Raw genomic sequence first — 18,602 nt, 5'->3', positions numbered from 1 at the left:
CTTTGTCGAGTATCTCAAGGTTACCTCCATTGCCGCGTGTGGTTCGGCTTAATCCTAACTGGTTGCATAAAAAAACACTAAATATACTCTCTTTGCGTTAAAAAAGAATAAGGAGTAGGATTTCCTTCACATTTTTTACTTACATTTGCAGATACTAATTAAATAATTTCACCATGAAGAGGATATTATTTCTATTCGCAACACTTTTCCTCGCTGTTTCTTCTGTGATGGCCCAGAGTTACAAGAAACTTTGGGCAGCCTATCAAGATGCAGAAGACAAGGATTTGCCCAAGACGGCACTTGAAGCAGTGAAAAAGATTTGCGAAAAAGCAGAACAAGAGAAAAACGCCGCTCAACTCATTAAGGGTTCTTTCGCCAGATACAAAATGGCAGATGACATTGCCCCCGATTCCGGACAGGTGGTCAAGGCAGAAATCCTGAAACTTTACAAACAGGAGACACGTCCTGTGGAACATGCCTTGTGGTCGCATGCCCTCGCCGAGCAGAATTCTTCCTGGAGATGGAGCCGCCGAAATGCGGCTGAGACTTCTTTCTTTGCAAAAGAGGCCCTGAAAGACCTGGACGCCCTTGCCAATGCAAAATACACGTCGTACGACCTGCTGTTTACAAAAGGCAAGGACAGTAAATACTATAACAACGATTTGCTGCACATATTCATTCAACGTTTCTGCAACAAAGAGTATTTCTCAACGTCAGAAAGAAATGCCATCTACGGAAAAGCCATCGCCATTTATCGTCAACGCGGCAACAGGGAGGGCACCTTGCTCATGATGCTTGACTCCATATCTTCTGCAGACAACCACAGTGGCAAGCTCCTGGAATCAGACGAATGGTTACTCCTCAACAGGATGGCGGACCAATATCGTTCGCTGCCGCTCAACGTGCGCACCTATTGCGCCATGATAGAACTCAATGACCATTATTATTGCAACCAACCCACCGATAGTGTCCTCGTGGCGACAGCCGAACGCGGAGTAAGCCTCTATGGAAAGCAGGAAGGAGCCAATCCGCTTCGCAACTTCATTGATAAGATGAATCTGCCGAGTCTATACGTTTCGCCAATCGAATCACACACCTATCCTGGCATGGTGCGTAAACAGACTATAAAATCAAGTGTTATAAAGAATGGGGAGATACGCTTATACAAACTTGATGGACAGGACGTTATGTCCATCGCCAACTGTAAAAACTGGCGCGATCTTGACCGACGGCTCATAAGGACGGATGCTTTCACCATCAACAAGCACATTAAATACCGCGAGACACAACAGGACTTTGAACTGGCGTCGCCTGCCGAACCTGGCATCTATGCGTTCTCTGTGTATGACGGTAAAGACGAGATGGACCTTACCCTTGTTTACTGCACGAGACTCAAACTCATTGTTTACCTCATGGAGCACAACAAGCGGAGATATGTCGTTGTCGATACAAAGAGTGGAGACCCCATACTTGGCGCCAAAGTGCTCGTTGCGCAAAAGAAAGACGGTCAATATACAGTAATCAAAGAACTTACTGGCAACGACAAGGGTGAATACTTCTACGACGAGAAAGACGGCGATGACTATTATTTCTTCGCCCAGACAGCAGACGACCGCTATCTGGAACCCTTGTCGTTCTCGGACATCCGCAAATATGGTCAGAGATTGTTAGGCATCAATAAGAAAATTTACACTTATATCGACCGCGGCATATACCGCCCGGGACAAAAGGTTTATGTGGGCGGAACGGTGTTCAGTCAGGATGGTGATGAAACGCAAGCCGTGGCGAATACAAAAGTGAGCATATCGCTTTTCGATGCTAACCGTCAGAGAGTTGCAGACACCACGGCTATGACCGATGAATTCGGCAACTATGGCGCTGAATTCAACCTGCCTAAGTCCGGTTTGCTCGGTACTTATCGCATCAGCGCCACGACAGCCGGGGCTTCGCGAGACGTTTCTCTCGAAGTGCAAGAATACAAGCGCCCCACTTTCACCACAGAATTTGAACCCGTAACGCGCACGTATGCTCCCGGTGACACTGTGCTGCTTACCGGTACGGTAAAGACCTATACCGGGTTGCCCGTTCAGGGTGCCAAGGTGCATGCCATCACTGAGCGCAGGGAACTGCTTTACTGGCGTTACAGGGGAGACGAGCTGGCAGAAGAGAAGATGATTTGCGACACCGTTACAGACGCTGACGGTCATTTCTCTATTCCTGTCATCGTCAAGAAAGGCAGCAACACCTACGGCCGCACCCTTCTTCGCACTGAAGCAACCGTTACCTCGCTTGCCGGCGAGAGCCATTCCTGTACAAACCGCCTGTACGTTTCCTATCACAAGGCCTTCCTCGATGATAACTGGCCTAACACCATCTGCAAGGAACAGTTGCCCGCCATCAACATACATCTGCTCAATGCCAACTGTGAAAACATTCCTGCCAAAGGCACCTACGTCATCCGCAAGGACACTATAGAATTCTGCAGAGGCACATTCTCCACAGAAGAACCATTGCGTCTGAAACCCACAGATTGTCCGCCTTCAGGCAGTTACTCCGTTGACCTCGCCATCGAACACGAAGGAGAGAAGTACAAGCGTACAATAAGGAGTTTCTTCTTCTCGCTTGAAGACAAGCACCCTGCGAGCAACGATGTTTTCTGGAAATATGTCAAACTCAACGAAAGGGGCGACTCCGCGACAGTTGTAGTAGGCTCGCCAAAGAGCAACATCACGATGTTCTACGACGTAGTGACCAACGAAGGACTTGTTGAAAGCCGCCGCATACAATTCACCGACACACTATATCAGTTCCATCTTGCCTACAAGCCCGAGTATGGTGATGCAGCACGCTTTGACTTCGCCTTCGTAAAAGACGATGGTCTCTACACTGCCGATGTAACATTAAAGAAGCCATTGCCAAACAAAAAAATAGACTTGAGTTGGTCCACATTCAGAAGCGAACTTACTCCCGGTCAGAAAGAAGAATGGCGGTTGAAGGTCAAGAACGCCGACGGAACACCTGCTAATGCGGCAGTCATCACTCGTCTGTACGATGCTTCGCTCGACGCCCTCATACCCTATTCCTGGTACTTCAGCCATTCCTTCTCTCGCGAAATTCCAACAACGAAATGGAACTCACGCTCATTCTCCACCACCTATCTCAGAGGAAATTACAGTTACGATCATCGCAGCGACAAGAACCTTATTTTCACACATTGGACTGGCGGGAAATTGTATGGAGTGGCGTATTATGAAGATGCGTTGGCAGCAGCACCTTTGAGATCTGCAGTAAGAGAGAAACAAGTTGGCAGGATGTTGGTTGATGAACAAGAAAATGTTAATGAAACAAAGACAGAAGGCAGCGGTGATGACGATGCGACTAACGTAAGTCCTCGCACCAATTTCAATGAGACAGCATTCTTCTATCCTTCTCTGCGCACTGACGATGACGGCGAGGTTACCATCAACTTCACCCTGCCGGAGAGCCTCACGCAGTGGAACTTCCTTGCTCTTGCCCATACTCAGGACATGAACTATGGTTTCCTCAGCGACAAAGTGGTGGCTCGCAAACTCTTTATGGTTCAGCCAAATATGCCGCGCTTCGTACGCGAAGGCGACAAGGCACAGATTCCTGTGATGCTGACCAACATTGACGAGAAAGAAATCCGCGGAGAAGTGGTTTGCCAGATCCTTGATGCCGAGACACAGAAACCTTTGCAAACACTACGTAAGAAATTCGACCTGGCTGCCGGCAAGTCTGACGCAGCCATGTTCGACATCGATGTCAGCAAACTTGGCGGCAGCGGTGTGGTTATTTGCCGCATCACCGGAAAAGGCGGCAACTTCAGCGATGGAGAAGAGCACTATCTGCCCATTCTTACCAGTCGCGAACAGGTAATCAGCACTCTGCCTTTCAGCATGAAGAATTCGGGTACTGAGACCCTCAAGATTGACACACTTTGGAGCGATTCGAAAGATATTGCCAACAAAGTACTCACCGTAGAGATTTCAAGCAACCCGACCTGGTACGTGGTCAACACGCTCCCCGTTCTGGCGGACAGAGAATGCCTCACATCCGACAGTTGGGCTACGCGCCTTTACGCTGTACTCTTGGCAAAACACATTGCCGACAGCAATCCGGCCATCAAGAAAGCCTTCAAACCCACAGAAAACGACAAGAGTTGGGCGAGCGTGCTCAACCGCAACGAGGACCTTAAGATTACATTGCTGAACGAGTCGCCATGGGTACGCGAATCTCAGCGCGAGACAGAACGAGTCAATGCGCTCGCCAGCCTCTTCGACGACAACGAGAATGCCGCAAAGGTCAATAATACCCTCGCCAACCTCCAGAAACTTCAAAATGCTGATGGTTCATGGAGTTGGTGTCCTCTCAGTCCCGGCAGTCCATACATCACATCGCGCATCTGCGTAATCCTTGCTCGCCTGCAGAAACTTACGGGCGACACAAAAACCAAACGTATGTTCAACGATGGTATGAACTACCTCACGACAGAAATGCACAAATATGTGGAAGAGATGAAGAAGTACAAATACAAGGGCTGCAGTTATCTCGGTCTGAACTATCTTTATGCTCTTGCTCTGACAGAAGGTAAACCGATGGACAGAAAGAACAAGAAGGACATACAATATCTATTAGAAAGAGTGAAAGAAAACGTCAGCGGTCAGGACATGTACACCAAGTCGCACAGTGCCGTCGTACTCTCTTACTACAACGAGAAAGAGAGTGCAGACATTGCCCTGCAAAGCCTGATGGAACACACCGTGAGCACACCCGAAAAGGGCAGGTATTTCGACACTCGCCGTGCTCCTATGACGTACAGTTCCTACCGTATTCCGTCTCAAACCTCCACTATGGAAGCCATTACCTTCATGGGCAATGGTAAATATGTTGACGAACTGAAGGATATGCGCCTCTGGCTGATGCAGAGCAAGCGCACTCAGATGTGGGAAACTTCGAGCAGCACCCTTGATGCCACCTACGCCCTTCTGCTCAACTCCGGCAGCCAGGCTGTGTCCGACCTGAAGAAAGAAACGCTTCCTGTACACTACACGCTGCTACAGGGTAAGAAATTTATCGACGGCAACACATCTGCCGGTGCAAAAGGCGGTGAAACCGTGGGCTACTATTGCGACAAATACACCACTCCCGACAAGACTTGTGCCAACAAGATAGAACTTAAAAAGCATGACGACGGCCTCAGTTGGGGTGGCATTTATGCCAGTTACACCCTGCCGCTGGAACAGGTTGTCGGTAAAGGACAAGGCTTCCAAATCAGCCGCACCATCGAGATGGAAGACAACGGCAAATGGCGCCCCGTCAATACAGGCGAAGTGCTGAAGAAAGGCCAGAACGTACGCATGACGTTCACCATCAAGGCTGAGCGCGACTTCGACTACGTTACTATTCGCACAGGCCGCGCCGCATGTCTCGAGCCAGTCGATCAGATCAGCGACTACAAATGGACATCAGCCGGTGGTGCATACAGGGAAGTACGCGATGCCGACACCAAGTTCTTCTTCGAGAAGTTTGCTAAAGGCACACATGTACTTACAGAAACGATGCGCATTGACCGCGGCGGCGTTTACCAATGTGCGCCTGCACGCATTCAGTGCATGTATTCACCAGAATATCAGGCAATAACATCTGGCGCAACTATCAATGCAGAATAAACAATAAACAATAAATAATAGAAAAATGAAAAAAATCTTATCAATTCTAATGATGGCATTCATCGCCATCTCAGTGAGTGCACAATGTGCAAAGACAGAAGGTTCCAAAGCCGACTGTTGCAAAGAAAAAGTGGCAAGAAACTGCAAAGACTGCAAGGACTGCAAATGTTGTAAAGATTGCAAGGACTGTAACGACTGCAAGGATTGCTCTAAATGTGCTTGCTGCAAATCGCAAAAATTTGAATGCGACAAGGTGAAACCAGAATGTGATAAAGCCAAAGCAGAAGGCTGCAAAGGCGAGCAAAAAGACTGCAAAGCTAAAGCAGAGGGCTGCAAAGGCGAGCAAAAAGACTGCAAAGCTAAAGCAGAGGGCTGCAAAGGCGAGCAAAAAGACTGCAAAGCCAAAGCAGAAGGATGCAAGAGCGAGCAAAAAGGCTGCAAGCAAAAAGCAGAATGTTGCAAGGGAAAGAAATAAACCTTTTCTGATAGCAAGCAACGCTAAACAATAACAATCATTTCAAGCAGGCACCGAGCTACATTTGCTTTAGGTACCTGCTTTTGATTTTAGGGTGGACACTAATGAAAATTTAATAATCATAAAGTAGTTGGAACACAGAATTTATTTATATTTTTGTAATGCTAACGTATCAAGATAAATCGGAATTTATGGAAATCAATAATAGACCCAACCCCAATGAGGCTTTTCCGAATCCGAAGATTCCAAGCCTCTGCTTCATCAAGAACGTGGTGAAGAACCCGCGTATCATCATCGGCGACTATACTTACTACGATGATGTGGATGGTGCTGACCAGTTCGAGAAGCATGTCACTCATTTCTACGATTTCATAGGCGACCGATTGATTATTGGCAAATTCTGCGCTATTGCCAAGGGTGTGGAGTTTGTCATGAATGGAGCCAATCATAGGATGGACGGTGTGACAACCTATCCGTTTTATGTCATTGGTGGCGACTGGGGAAGTGCCATTGCTCCAGTGAAAGATGAATTGCCTCTGAAGGGTGATACCGTTGTGGGCAATGATGTCTGGATTGGCCAGCATGTTACCATCATGCCAGGCGTTCACATAGGTGACGGAGCAATTATCGGAGCCAACTCTGTTGTTGCCTCAGACATTCCTCCATACGCTGTTGCCGTGGGAAATCCCTGCCGAGTGGTCAGGATGCGTTTTGATGACGAATTCATCGCCTTTCTGCTGCAACTGAAATGGTGGGATTGGGACATTGAGAAAATTGAGCGCAATTTCAAAGCTTTGTCAAGTGGTGATTTATCATTGATCAGAAACCTATAAATTCGAATTTTATGGTAACTTGTTTTGATGTATGTGAGATTCTTGAAATGCTGTCTGAAGCATCTGTAAAGGTATTTTTGGACGGCGGTTGGGGTGTCGATGCACTTATAGGCAGAGAAACAAGAATACATAACGACATCGATCTGTTCGTAGAGAAGAAAGACTACTGTATAACCATATCCGTGATTACAGGGAAGGGATACAGAGAAGTTATAATGGACTATACGACCGACAGCCATACTGTCTGGAAAGATGACAACGGAAGAATAATCGATCTGCATTGTTTCGAATATGTCGAAGATGGAATTCTATATGACGGATACACTTTCCCAAGCGAAACTTTCTCAGGTAAAGGAAAAATCGGGAATATTGAGGTGTTCTGCATAAACCCGGAGGCACAGGTACAGTTCCATCTTGGATATGAATACGATGAAAATGATGTCCACGATGTTCTGTTGTTATGCAGAACTTTCAATCTTGAGATACCGGAGCAATATAAAACTCACATCTGATTCAATATGCTATGATTACTGATAGTTATGATATTGAAACTGAACCAATGATCAATCTGTTTGATTTCTACGGCAGACGTGGAGATTTTGCAGATATATGCCTGATAATATTCACGAAGGAAATTCATCGGCATTTACTTGATTCCTACGAATCTGAAATTATTGCAACTATGTCGGCTTGCAATGGCGACACGCATATCTATAAAACAACTTATAAAGGAGTTACGATAACTTTCTACCTGTCAGGAATAGGTTCAGCAGTAGCATCCTCTCAATGTCATCTTGTAAGCTGGCTAACTGGAGCATCAAAGTTCATTATGTTCGGTTCCTGTGGCAGTCTTGACCGTACAACCACACAAGGTAGATTTATCATACCGACACAAAGTTACAGAGGGGACGGGTGTTCATAAATTCCAATTTAACGAATCAAAGAATCAGAAATAAAAATAATTATAATAATGGCGAAGAAAATAGCAATTCCAACACGTGAAGGTATGATTGATGACCACTTCGGTCACTGTGCCTATTATACAGTTTTTACGCTCGATGAACAGAATCAGGTTATTTACCAGGAACGTCTGGACTCGCCTGAGGGGTGTGGTTGCAAGTCGAATATTGCTTCTGTCATGCAGGAGATGGGAATAACCCTGATGCTGGCTGGCAATATGGGCATGGGGGCCTACAACAAGCTTTCTGCTCATGGTATCTCAGTCATCAGGGGATGTCACGGAACGGTAGAAGATGTACTCCAGGCTTATTTGGATGGAAAACTGAATGACTCTCAGGAATCGTGTGACCACCATGACTGCAACAACCACGAAGAGAAGCCAGTGTATGTTATACCGTCATTCAAAAAGTAAATTGACATGAATACAAGGAAACATATAGCTGCCGAGAAAAAGAGGTGCGGAAGTCACAACTGCGCCCAGGCCATCCTTCACACATACGCTGATATAGCAGGAATTGATGAAGAACTGGCCATGAACATTGCCAACTCCTTCGGTGCAGGAATGGGCAATATGGAAGGAACCTGTGGAGCACTTGTGGGTGCCGGTATGGTTCTTGGCATGGTCAACAAGGACAAAGCCAAATCCATGAAGCAGATGCGAGAGATGATGACCAAGTTCCAGGAGAGGAACGGAGCCACTCGATGTAAATTGCTAAAGGGCGTGGGTACAAAGGTGGTACTCAGAGGATGCCCTGACTGTGTAGCCGATGCAGCAGAGTTTCTGGAAGAGTATATCCCTTCATCAATGGAATAAGAGCATATGAATATACAGCTTTTGCCTCTCAGGAAAGAAGAGACCGTCGCATTCAAGAAGGAGATGCAGGAAGTTTTCCAGCGGCCACTTCGCCTTAGAGAGTCACCACACGGAGATAGCCCACTTGATAAAGGATTTCCTGAAGCGAGTGCTTTAAATTCCAATTTATCTTAACAAATCTGATAATCATAAAGTAGTTTCAACACATAATCTTTCTATATTTTTGCAATGTTAACATATTAAGATAAATCGGAATTTATATGAGTGAAAATAGAATAGAAATAAATCTTTCTCCCTTACGCCAGGATGATTATGAGCAGTTCATTCTTGACAACCAATGGGCTTTCAGGTATGGTGCACAGGTTGAGTTCGGTATGCGTGATGAACGGACAGAGGAAGGCGAGGAGGTTATTTCCCGAAAGACAATTGAGCAAAGCATTGATGGCGACGGTGCAGAGGCATACCGCATTGACTTGGACGGTAAACATGTAGGCGGGCTTGTGCTGAGACTAAATCCCGAAGAAGCCAAAGGCGAACTGGAGTTGCTTTTCGTTTCCCCCGAAGCACACAGCAAAGGAATTGGTCAGGCCGCATGGTTTGCCGTTGAAGCAATGCACCCTGAAATAGAAGTATGGGAAACCATTACGCCCTATTTCGAGAAACGAAATATTCATTTCTATGTCAACAAATGCGGTTTCCAGATTGTGGAGTTCTGGAACAAGTATCATCATGGCCCAACTGTTCCCGAAGAAGAATCAGATAATTGGAGCGTAAACGATGAGATGTTTTTGTTCAGGAAAATAATTCGAGCAGAAGATAATAAGTAAATTCCAATTTATCTTAACAAATATGTATGAAATTATTGCCGTTCTACGCAGGACAGCGATAATTTCATTTTAGTTTTTGTACTTGTTCCTTCATTTGAAACAATTTGACGCCCATTTTCGGACGAAAAAACCGTCTGCTTTGTAAACTCCAATTTGCAAAAGCACTTTCATTTGTAAAGCAAAATTGCTTAGCGTGGTTTACTTTTAGTGTTTTTAAATGTTAAAATGAAAGAAAGTGAACACAAAACCCGAAGCGAAAATCAGACAGGTATGAGCAAAAAAAGCCTTCTTTTTTTCCAAATCATTAACTTCTGAATTACAGTAAGTTCACCATAATTACCTTACCTAAAACTTAGACGTGTACATCTTTAAAACTCTTCTAAAAAACGAAGAAAATCCGTCCTTTCTGAAATGTTAAAATCCTGATTATTAGGAGAAAACGCTTTGCCAGACCGACAGAAAGCCGTACTTTTGCACCGTCAAAACATCACAAAAAGATCGTCAATTTTAGACGTCTTCATAAGTTTTAACCATAGACGTATGACGATTCAGCGTCGGACATTTGTCAGACCTTTTTTGTGGCAAACAAAATTTTATGCAATTAAAGAAAGTATTAGTAATCGTTACGTGTGCATTCACATTTTTAGGACTCGGAGCAACGGCTCAGACACTTCACGGAAAGGCTTCTTATTATGGTGATCAATTTCAAGGACGCCGCACAAGCAGTGGCACACGCTTTCATCAAGACAGCCTAACTTGCGCTCACAAGACACTCCCATTTGGTACTATATTGCGCGTACGCAATACCAACAACAACAACAAAGAAGTTGTGGTAAAGGTAACCGACAGAGGTCCATACGCAAAAGGTCGCATCGTTGACCTCTCAAAGCGTGCTGCAAAGCAAATCGGTATGCTCTCTGCAGGTGTTACAAACGTGGAAGTTGAAGTTCTCAGCAGAGGAAATAACAAGAGAACAAGAGAATAAAGTTAAAGAGTTCTAACGTTATAACACGTTAATATTACAATCAAAAAAAGAACAACCGCTTGTAGCGATATGCTATGAGCGGTTCTTTTTTACTAACTTTGCGGCATCTTTCGCGAAGCGTCATAAAACTCTGCAGCACAAAGGACGGATGATCTAAAGAGAATATATAATTATGACGCTAAGCAAAATAAAAACAATAATGCCCTATGACAAATCTTGCCATCTTCGTTTCTGGCAGTGGAACAAACTGCGAAAACATCATCAAGTATTTTCAAGATGATTCAGAAGTAAATATCAATATCGTCATCAGCAATCGCGCTGATGCCTTTGCTCTTGTGCGTGCTGAACGTCTGAATGTGAAAACAGCAGTTGTTACGCGCAGCGAATGGAATGACGCTGAGAAAATTCTTAGCCTCATCGAAGGTGCGGACTATATCATCCTCGCAGGTTTTCTCCTTATGGTACCCCCCTACCTCACCGCTGCCTACCCCAATCGCATCATCAACATCCATCCAGCCCTACTACCAAAATATGGTGGCAAAGGCATGTACGGTATGCATGTGCACGAAGCAGTCAAGGCCGCAGGCGAACAAGAAACAGGCATTACCATCCATTATGTGAACAATGTTTGCGATGGTGGAGAAATCATCTTTCAAGCAAAGACAACGATCAGTCCTAAAGACACACCCGATGACATTGCAGCGAAAGTACACGTCTTAGAAATGGAGCATTTCCCCAAAGTCATAGACAGCATCATCAAAGCGTCAAAATAATTGATTTGAGTCAGCAAGCATCTACCGAAATATCTCGCGCATCACTTTCAGCGATTTCAACTCAGGGAATTCAGGCAGATGCAACTTGAAATAATCGTTCATAAAAGTGAGCAAACGACTCCGCTCCGCTCCAGAGAATTTAAAAGCCTTCATATTCGAATAACTCATTCGAAGAAGCAAGGGTAAGTTTTTGGCATCTTCTGGTATCAGGAATTTGGGATGTGAGGGCTGCGACAGACAGAATGTACTGCTCTCCATATCAAAAAAACAGCCCTCGCTATATTCTTCTACATTTGGCGCGAAACCCAAAATTTCAGCCAGACGCATTAGAAAGACCAAATGAAAGTTGGCATAATCGCCAGAACATTCATCAAGCCATTCTAACGATTGCTCTATATAATTGAAAAGAAGTTTTGACGAAGGTTCTCCACGTAAGGCATAATTTAAGAATTCTGCCACAAACTGCCCGATGGCGCGTTTTCCATCCTCGTATGGCAAAGAGTTGAAAGCATAATAAACTCTTGCCGACTTAGGGTAAAACATCTGTTTACCTGCCATGTCGTTCCATTCCAGTTCCAGCATTGCCAAAGGTTGAAAAAGGTTGTGCCGGACGGCAGAACGAGGCGACTTAGAGCGGCGCACGAGGAATGTGCGGAAGCCTTCTGCCTCCGTATATGCCACGGATATCATCTTGTCCTCCGTATATTTAAATGTATTCAGCACTATGCCACGGCTCTTTACCAGCATATCTAAAAATATTTTAGCGGAGTGCTAAGTTAAACAAAAATAACCTTGCAAAAACACGTCAACGACAAAAAGTAATCTTTTTAAATAAAAATTCGGAAAAAAGTTTGTCTGTTTAAAAAACTCGGTGTACTTTTGCAGTCGCAATTCAGCAAAACGCATGTTGAAGTGCTTGAAGGCGGCCCGTTCGTCTATCGGCTAGGACGAGAGATTTTCATTCTCTAAAGAGGAGTTCGACTCTCCTACGGGCTACAATAAAAAACAAAATTACAATGGCAAACCACAAATCTTCTGTAAAGAGAATTCGTCAGACGGCTGCTCGCAGACTGCATAACCGCTATTATGCAAAGACTATGCGTAATGCAGTTCGCAAACTTCGCGCTACCACAGACAAGGCTGAGGCTACAGAACTCCTGCCCAAAGTTCAGAAAATGCTTGACAAGTTGGCAAAGACCAACATCATCCATAAGAACAAGGCAGCCAACCTCAAGTCGGGTATTGCCAAGCACGTGAACAGTCTGGCATAAAGCCTGAATTTGGCAAAAAAATCAACCGGAGGTTATTACTTCCGGTTTTTTTGTGTCCTTTTCTGTCATTTTACGGCCATAAAAAAGTATCTTTGCATCCGACTTGTCAGAAATCAATAACAATAAAATAATTTCTAATTATGTTTGAAGGACAACCAAAAGGCCTATTTGCGTTGGCATTAGCCAACACGGGCGAACGTTTCGGTTACTATACGATGCTCGCCGTCTTTGCATTATTTTTGAGAGCTAACTATGGATTATCAGCAGGTATGGCTGGCACCATCTATAGTGCGTTTCTCATGTTTGTTTACTTTTTCCCCCTCATCGGTGGCATGATGGCTGACAAATTCGGCTTTGGCCGCATGGTAACTACAGGTATTATCATCATGTTTGTTGGTTATTTGCTATTGTCCGTACCTTTAGGTGGTGATAGCCTGGCATTGATTGTTATGTTAGGAGCATTGCTGCTTATCGGGTTCGGTACGGGTTTGTTTAAGGGGAATCTACAGGTGATGGTTGGTGACTTGTATAATGATCCACGATATAAAGACAAGCGGGACTCTGGTTTTTCCATTTTCTACATGGCAATCAACATCGGTGCCTTATTTGCTCCTACTGCAGCCATAAAGATTAAAGAATACGCTGAGACATCATTAGGTTATAGTTCGAACGATGCTTATCACTTCTCGTTTGCTGTGGCTTGTGCATCGCTTGTTGTTTCTATTGCAATCTATTATATATTCCGTAACACCTTCCGCCATACGGAAGGAGGCGCAAAGAAGGATGCCAAAGTTGCCGAAACTGCACCTGTAGAGGAATTATCAAAAGATGAAACAAAACAGCGCATCATTGCACTTTGCCTTGTTTTCGCTGTGGTTATCTTCTTCTGGATGGCATTCCATCAGAATGGTTTGTCGCTAACTTATTTTGCAGATGAGTTTACAGCGCAATCGGCTAATGGTATTCAAGCAATGTGCTTTGACGTGTGGAATCTCGTTGCTATAATCTTCATTGTTTATGCGCTATTCTCGCTATTCCAATCGAAGACAACTAAGGGGCGTTTAATTTCGGTGGCTGTTATTGCAGCTGCAGCATGCGTCCTCTTCTTACAACACGACCCTGATGGAAGCATATCCATCTCTGCACCAATATTCCAACAATTCAACCCATTCTATGTGGTAGCCCTAACTCCAGTATCAATGGCGATTTTTGCTTCATTAGCAGCAAAAGGCAAGGAACCTTCTGCACCTCGTAAGATAGCCTATGGTATGATAGTGGCTGCCATAGCTTATGCTCTGATGGCATTTGCATCATTTGGACTACCAATGCCTCAAACCGAGATGGGACCCGATGGTAATCCCGTAGCAGTTCATGTAGCTGACGTTACACCCAATCTGCTTATCGCGGTGTACCTCGTACTAACTTTTGGTGAATTACTGCTATCACCAATGGGAATCTCCTTTGTTTCAAAGGTTGCACCTCCTAAGTATAAGGGTATGATGATGGGCGGTTGGTTTGTTGCTACAGCCATTGGTAACCAACTCGTTGTTGTAGGTGGTCTGCTTTGGGGTGCCGTTCCCTTGTGGGTGTGCTGGAGTGTATTCCTCGGTGTCTGCCTTGTAGCAGCAATCTTCATGTTTGCTATGATGAAACGACTCGAGAAAGTCTGCTAAAGACAGTACAACACCATATCGTCCCCGCACATCCGTTATTTGTGCGGGGATTTTTTATGCATTGACTACAGGTTTACTACCCTATTCCGCAGAAAATCGTTATCTTTGCACTTTGGTCAACTTTCAAGAAAACTCATGAAACTAAAACACACTATCGCTATTATCTTTGCGCTGTTAGCAACCACTTTGAGCGCAGCCAGATACGACACCGTATATAATCGCGTTATTTTTCAGAATCAGATTGTCAATTTCGACCCTGATGTCTATCCCAATGGTTTCACAGACATGGGGTCGCATCTTGTCGTAGGTAACGGACGCATTGTACTTAAAAAAATCTGCCTGCCGCGTTATGCCCGCGACACACGAGTGAGCATCACAGTGCGTCTCACGTCGAATGGCGACCCTTGGGACAAGACCGGCAGCATTTTTGTCATTCCCGCTACATCTGAAATCAGCATGATTGGGGTAGCACAAGAGCGTCAGAAATATCCGATATTGGACAGCACGCGATACGAACGCCTACGTGGCATCATTTCCAGCGAAGGCTACCAACCCACAGTAGAACTCATCCGATTCATTACCCCCTTCGGTGTAGGTGGCCTTAATCCCACCGACAGCATCAGCAGAGAGCGCCGCACACCTGTTTATATTGATGGCTTCGCGCCTTACGTAGAATGGGAACAGGACATCACAGACCGTTTACCATTGTTGCAAGACAGTGTTTACATCGGTCTCGCCATAGACAGTTGGCTGAAAGCCGGCTACAAAGCCACGGTAACCCTTACTGTCACGGAAAGCACGCTCAAAGCGGACAAAGCACCAAAACGGCGAGTGCTTCCCTTGCTCAACACGATACAATACTTCGGACAAGAATACTGCGATATTTTTGCACGTCGCCATCTTGAAGTTCCCTTCGCTTTGCCTTCTACAGCCAAGAATGTGACACTTCACTACGTTACTACTGGACACGGCGGACAAGAAGGAGGTGATGAGTTCTCACCCTGCGAGAATGTCATCAGTCTTGACGGCAACGAAGTAAAGCGTTTCACACCTTGGCGCAACGACTGCGCTTCTTTCCGCCGCTTCAATCCTTCTACCGGCGTTTGGCTAAAACAGCGTGATGTTCAATACATCGGTCATGCAAGGGGTGAGCACAAAATCATAGAAGAACCTATTGCATCGTCTGACCTAAGCCGTTCCGGTTGGTGTCCTGGCAGCGATGTACCGCCCGTGAATATCTCTTTGGGCACGCTTGTCAAAGGTAATCATTCCCTGAACATTGCCATCCCGAAAGCCCAGCCCATGTCAGACAATAACCAAAACCATTGGCTCATTTCCGCATGGCTCACATGGGAAGAATAGATTTCTCCTATCAGAAAGATTAAAGAAACTGATATCACCCGACGATGGATTCAAAGATAGAAGTACTCGGTGCCAGAGTCCATAATCTGAAGAATGTGGACGTAGAGATACCTCGCAACAGCCTCAGTGTCATCACAGGTCTGAGCGGAAGCGGAAAGAGTTCGCTTGCGTTCGACACACTCTATGCCGAGGGCCAACGCAGATATATCGAGACATTCTCCGCCTACGCCCGCAACTTCCTCGACAACCTCGAGCGACCCGACGTTGACAAGATTAGCGGTCTGAGTCCCGTTATCAGCATCGAACAGAAAACGACCAACAAGAATCCGCGCTCCACTGTTGGCACCGTTACTGAGATTTACGACTTTCTCCGCCTGCTCTATGCCCGAGCCGCAGACGCCTATTCGTATGTAAGCGGTGAGAAGATGGTGCGCTACACGGAAGAACAGATTGTTGACCTCATTCTATCTGACTATGAGAGTCGGAAAGTGTATCTGCTTGCTCCTCTCGTACGCAATCGCAAAGGGCACTACCGTGAACTCTTCGAGAGCGTCAGGAAGAAAGGTTTTCTGCATGTAAGAGTGGATGGCGAAGTGAAGGAAGTTACGCGCGGCATGAAGGTGGACCGATACAAAAACCATGACATAGAGGTGGTTGTTGACCGCCTTGCCGTTAAGGCAAAAGACCGCGAGCGGTTGCAGAAGAGCGTGGCACAGACCATTCAGCAAGGCAATGGTTTGATGGTGCTTCTTGATGCAGAGACCAACGAGGCTCGCTATTACAGCAAGCGCCTCATGGACCCCATCAGCGGCATCTCCTACCGCGAGCCTGCCCCACACAATTTCTCGTTCAACAGCGTCAGCGGTGCCTGCCCGAAATGTAAAGGTCTGGGCTACATCAGCGTGATTGACCGTGAAAAGGTGGTACCCAATGATGCTGTCAGCATCTATGATGGTGGGTTGGCTCCTCTCGGTAAATACCGCAAGACGTTCATCTTTCAGGAACTTGAAGCAGTGCTTCAGAAATACGACAGCGACCTCAAGACCCCCATTCGCGATATCCCGGAGGAAGCCATCGATGAAATCCTCAACGGTTCGGCAGACCGGCTACGCATCCCTGCAAAAGTGGCAGGAACCACCAATGACTACTACGTGGAATACAGCGGACTGGTGAAGTACATCCAGCAGATGGCAGACGCGGAGATGACTGTAGCAGCACAGAAGTGGGCAGATAGTTTTGCCAAGACTACTGTTTGTCCGCATTGCCACGGCACCCGCCTCAACAAGGAAGCACTGTCCTACAGATTTGCCGGCAAAAACATTGCAGAACTTGCAGCAATGGACATCAGCGAACTCTACGATTGGCTCAACAATGTAGAGACTGACCTCCACGGCCATCAGGCCGTCATAGCCCACGAAATCCTGAAGGAACTCCATTCGCGCCTGAAATTCCTCCTCGACGTAGGTCTTGACTACCTCAACCTCAACCGCGCCACAATGACACTCAGCGGTGGAGAGAGCCAGCGTATCCGACTCGCCACACAGATAGGTTCACAACTCGTCAACGTGCTTTATATCCTCGACGAGCCGAGCATAGGTCTGCATCAACGCGACAATATCCGCCTTATCAACTCGCTCAAACAACTGCGAGACACAGGAAACACAGTCATCGTGGTGGAACATGACAAAGACATGATGCTCGCAGCGGACTACATAGTCGATATGGGGCCAAAAGCAGGGCGTCTCGGAGGAGAAGTGGTCTTTCAGGGCAAACCGGAGGAGATGCTCGAAGCGCACACCCTTACTGCCGATTATCTCAATGGCAACAGACAGATAGAAATACCTGCATCCCGACGCAAAGGCAACGGCAACATTCTTCGCCTTACAGGTGCCAGCGGCAACAACCTGAAGCACATCACGGCAGAATTTCCTCTCGGGACGTTTATCTGCGTTACAGGTGTCAGCGGCAGTGGCAAATCAACACTCATCAACGGCACGCTTCAACCCATCCTCTCGCAGAAATTCTATCGCTCTCTGACAGACCCCTTGCCCTACGAACAAACAGAAGGCATTGAGCATGTAGACAAAGTGGTCAGTGTAGACCAGTCGCCCATAGGCAAGACACCACGGTCGAATCCTGCCACATATACCGGTGTGTTCAGCGACATTCGGAATCTATTTGTGGAACTACCTGAATCGAAGATACGTGCCTACAAGCCGGGACGTTTCTCATTCAACGTAAAAGGCGGACGCTGCGAGACATGCAAGGGTAATGGTTATAAGACCATCGAGATGAACTTCCTGCCTGACGTCTATGTACCTTGCGAGTCGTGCCACGGCAAACGCTACAACCGCGAAACACTCGAAGTGCGCTACAAGGGTAAGTCAATAGCCGATGTGCTCGACATGACCATCAACCGCGCCGTAGAGTTCTTCGAAAACGTTCCGCACATTCTCAACAAAATCAAGGTGTTGCAGGACGTAGGCCTCGGCTACATCAAGCTCGGGCAGAGCAGCACCACCCTCAGTGGTGGTGAGAGCCAGCGCGTGAAACTCGCTACAGAACTCTCCAAGCGAGACACAGGAAAGACTGTTTACATTCTTGATGAGCCCACTACAGGCCTACACTTTGAAGATATTCGGGTACTCCTCGGTGTACTCAATCGCCTCGTTGATAAGGGGAATACAGTCATCGTCATTGAGCACAACCTCGACATTATCAAAAGCGCAGACTACATCATCGACATGGGTCCCGAAGGGGGCAGAGGTGGTGGCACCATCGTGGCGACAGGCACTCCCGAAGAAGTCAGCCGAAAACGAAAGGGTTTTACAGCCCCATTCCTCAAAGAAGAACTCAAAAAATAAAGGGGTGTTTTATAAGCCCAAATCGGGCTTGCATTTCTTATTTAAACTTAAAAAATGGCGAAAACGGCGCATAAT

At 46.2% G+C, this 18,602-nt stretch carries 15 protein-coding genes and 1 tRNA gene; 15 read left to right on the top strand and 1 reads right to left on the bottom strand.

The window, feature by feature from the left end; all coding sequences use genetic code 11:
* Positions 1-173: 173 nt before the first annotated feature.
* The 10 genes from C7Y71_RS09065 (at position 174) to purN (ending at position 11,357) form a co-directional block, all read left to right on the top strand.
* The gene (locus tag C7Y71_RS09065) at positions 174-5,690 is read left to right on the top strand and encodes an alpha-2-macroglobulin family protein (protein WP_111898163.1); all 5,517 of its coding nucleotides are present in this window, start codon (positions 174-176) and stop codon (positions 5,688-5,690) included.
* Between the two features lie 266 nt (positions 5,691-5,956).
* Positions 5,957-6,199: a hypothetical protein gene (locus C7Y71_RS09060; protein WP_146739392.1), complete on the top strand. Its 243-nt coding sequence runs from the start codon at positions 5,957-5,959 to the stop codon at positions 6,197-6,199.
* Positions 6,200-6,356: 157 nt separating this feature from the next.
* Positions 6,357-6,998 carry a Vat family streptogramin A O-acetyltransferase gene (locus C7Y71_RS09055; RefSeq protein ID WP_193215894.1) on the top strand — a complete coding sequence of 214 codons (642 nt, stop codon included), beginning with the start codon at positions 6,357-6,359 and terminating at the stop codon, positions 6,996-6,998.
* 11 nt (positions 6,999-7,009) lie between these two features.
* On the top strand, positions 7,010-7,510 hold the full coding sequence (locus C7Y71_RS09050; RefSeq protein WP_028912861.1) for a nucleotidyltransferase domain-containing protein: 501 nt from the start codon (positions 7,010-7,012) through the stop codon (positions 7,508-7,510).
* Between the two features lie 47 nt (positions 7,511-7,557).
* Positions 7,558-7,920, top strand: a complete 363-nt coding sequence (locus tag C7Y71_RS09045; protein ID WP_226943436.1) for a phosphorylase family protein — start codon at positions 7,558-7,560, stop codon at positions 7,918-7,920.
* A gap of 48 nt (positions 7,921-7,968) precedes the next feature.
* Complete coding sequence (locus tag C7Y71_RS09040; RefSeq protein ID WP_111898165.1) at positions 7,969-8,370, top strand: NifB/NifX family molybdenum-iron cluster-binding protein; 402 nt, start codon at positions 7,969-7,971, stop codon at positions 8,368-8,370.
* 6 nt (positions 8,371-8,376) lie between these two features.
* On the top strand, positions 8,377-8,772 hold the full coding sequence (locus tag C7Y71_RS09035) for a C-GCAxxG-C-C family protein (RefSeq protein ID WP_111898166.1): 396 nt from the start codon (positions 8,377-8,379) through the stop codon (positions 8,770-8,772).
* A 260-nt stretch (positions 8,773-9,032) separates the two neighbouring features.
* Positions 9,033-9,599, top strand: a complete 567-nt coding sequence (locus C7Y71_RS09030; protein WP_111898167.1) for a GNAT family N-acetyltransferase — start codon at positions 9,033-9,035, stop codon at positions 9,597-9,599.
* Between the two features lie 595 nt (positions 9,600-10,194).
* Positions 10,195-10,584 (top strand): septal ring lytic transglycosylase RlpA family protein, encoded by a 390-nt coding sequence (locus C7Y71_RS09025; protein ID WP_111898168.1) that lies wholly within the window; start codon positions 10,195-10,197, stop codon positions 10,582-10,584.
* Positions 10,585-10,790: 206 nt separating this feature from the next.
* Positions 10,791-11,357 (top strand): phosphoribosylglycinamide formyltransferase, encoded by a 567-nt coding sequence (gene purN, locus C7Y71_RS09020; RefSeq protein ID WP_111898169.1) that lies wholly within the window; start codon positions 10,791-10,793, stop codon positions 11,355-11,357.
* A 21-nt stretch (positions 11,358-11,378) separates the two neighbouring features.
* Here purN and recO read toward each other — a convergent pair whose 3' ends face one another.
* Positions 11,379-12,104: a DNA repair protein RecO gene (recO, locus tag C7Y71_RS09015; protein WP_111898170.1), complete on the bottom strand. Its 726-nt coding sequence runs from the start codon at positions 12,102-12,104 to the stop codon at positions 11,379-11,381.
* Between the two features lie 177 nt (positions 12,105-12,281).
* On the opposite strand from recO, the gene C7Y71_RS09010 reads away from it, so the two are divergent.
* From C7Y71_RS09010 to uvrA, 5 genes are all read left to right on the top strand, one after another.
* Positions 12,282-12,353: transfer RNA gene (locus tag C7Y71_RS09010), tRNA-Glu, on the top strand.
* 20 nt (positions 12,354-12,373) lie between these two features.
* Positions 12,374-12,628, top strand: a complete 255-nt coding sequence (gene rpsT / locus C7Y71_RS09005; protein ID WP_111898171.1) for a 30S ribosomal protein S20 — start codon at positions 12,374-12,376, stop codon at positions 12,626-12,628.
* Positions 12,629-12,768: 140 nt separating this feature from the next.
* Positions 12,769-14,301: a peptide MFS transporter gene (locus tag C7Y71_RS09000; protein WP_111898172.1), complete on the top strand. Its 1,533-nt coding sequence runs from the start codon at positions 12,769-12,771 to the stop codon at positions 14,299-14,301.
* Between the two features lie 135 nt (positions 14,302-14,436).
* Entirely contained in the window at positions 14,437-15,663 is a 1,227-nt protein-coding gene (locus C7Y71_RS08995) for a peptide-N-glycosidase F-related protein (protein ID WP_111898173.1), read from the top strand.
* A 44-nt stretch (positions 15,664-15,707) separates the two neighbouring features.
* Positions 15,708-18,527 carry an excinuclease ABC subunit UvrA gene (gene uvrA, locus C7Y71_RS08990; protein ID WP_111898174.1) on the top strand — a complete coding sequence of 940 codons (2,820 nt, stop codon included), beginning with the start codon at positions 15,708-15,710 and terminating at the stop codon, positions 18,525-18,527.
* Positions 18,528-18,602: the final 75 nt, after the last annotated feature.

Origin of the sequence: Pseudoprevotella muciniphila (assembly GCF_003265305.2) — a bacterium.
GTDB classification, from domain to species: domain Bacteria; phylum Bacteroidota; class Bacteroidia; order Bacteroidales; family Bacteroidaceae; genus Alloprevotella; species Alloprevotella muciniphila.
This window is presented reverse-complemented; position numbering and strand designations above follow the sequence as displayed.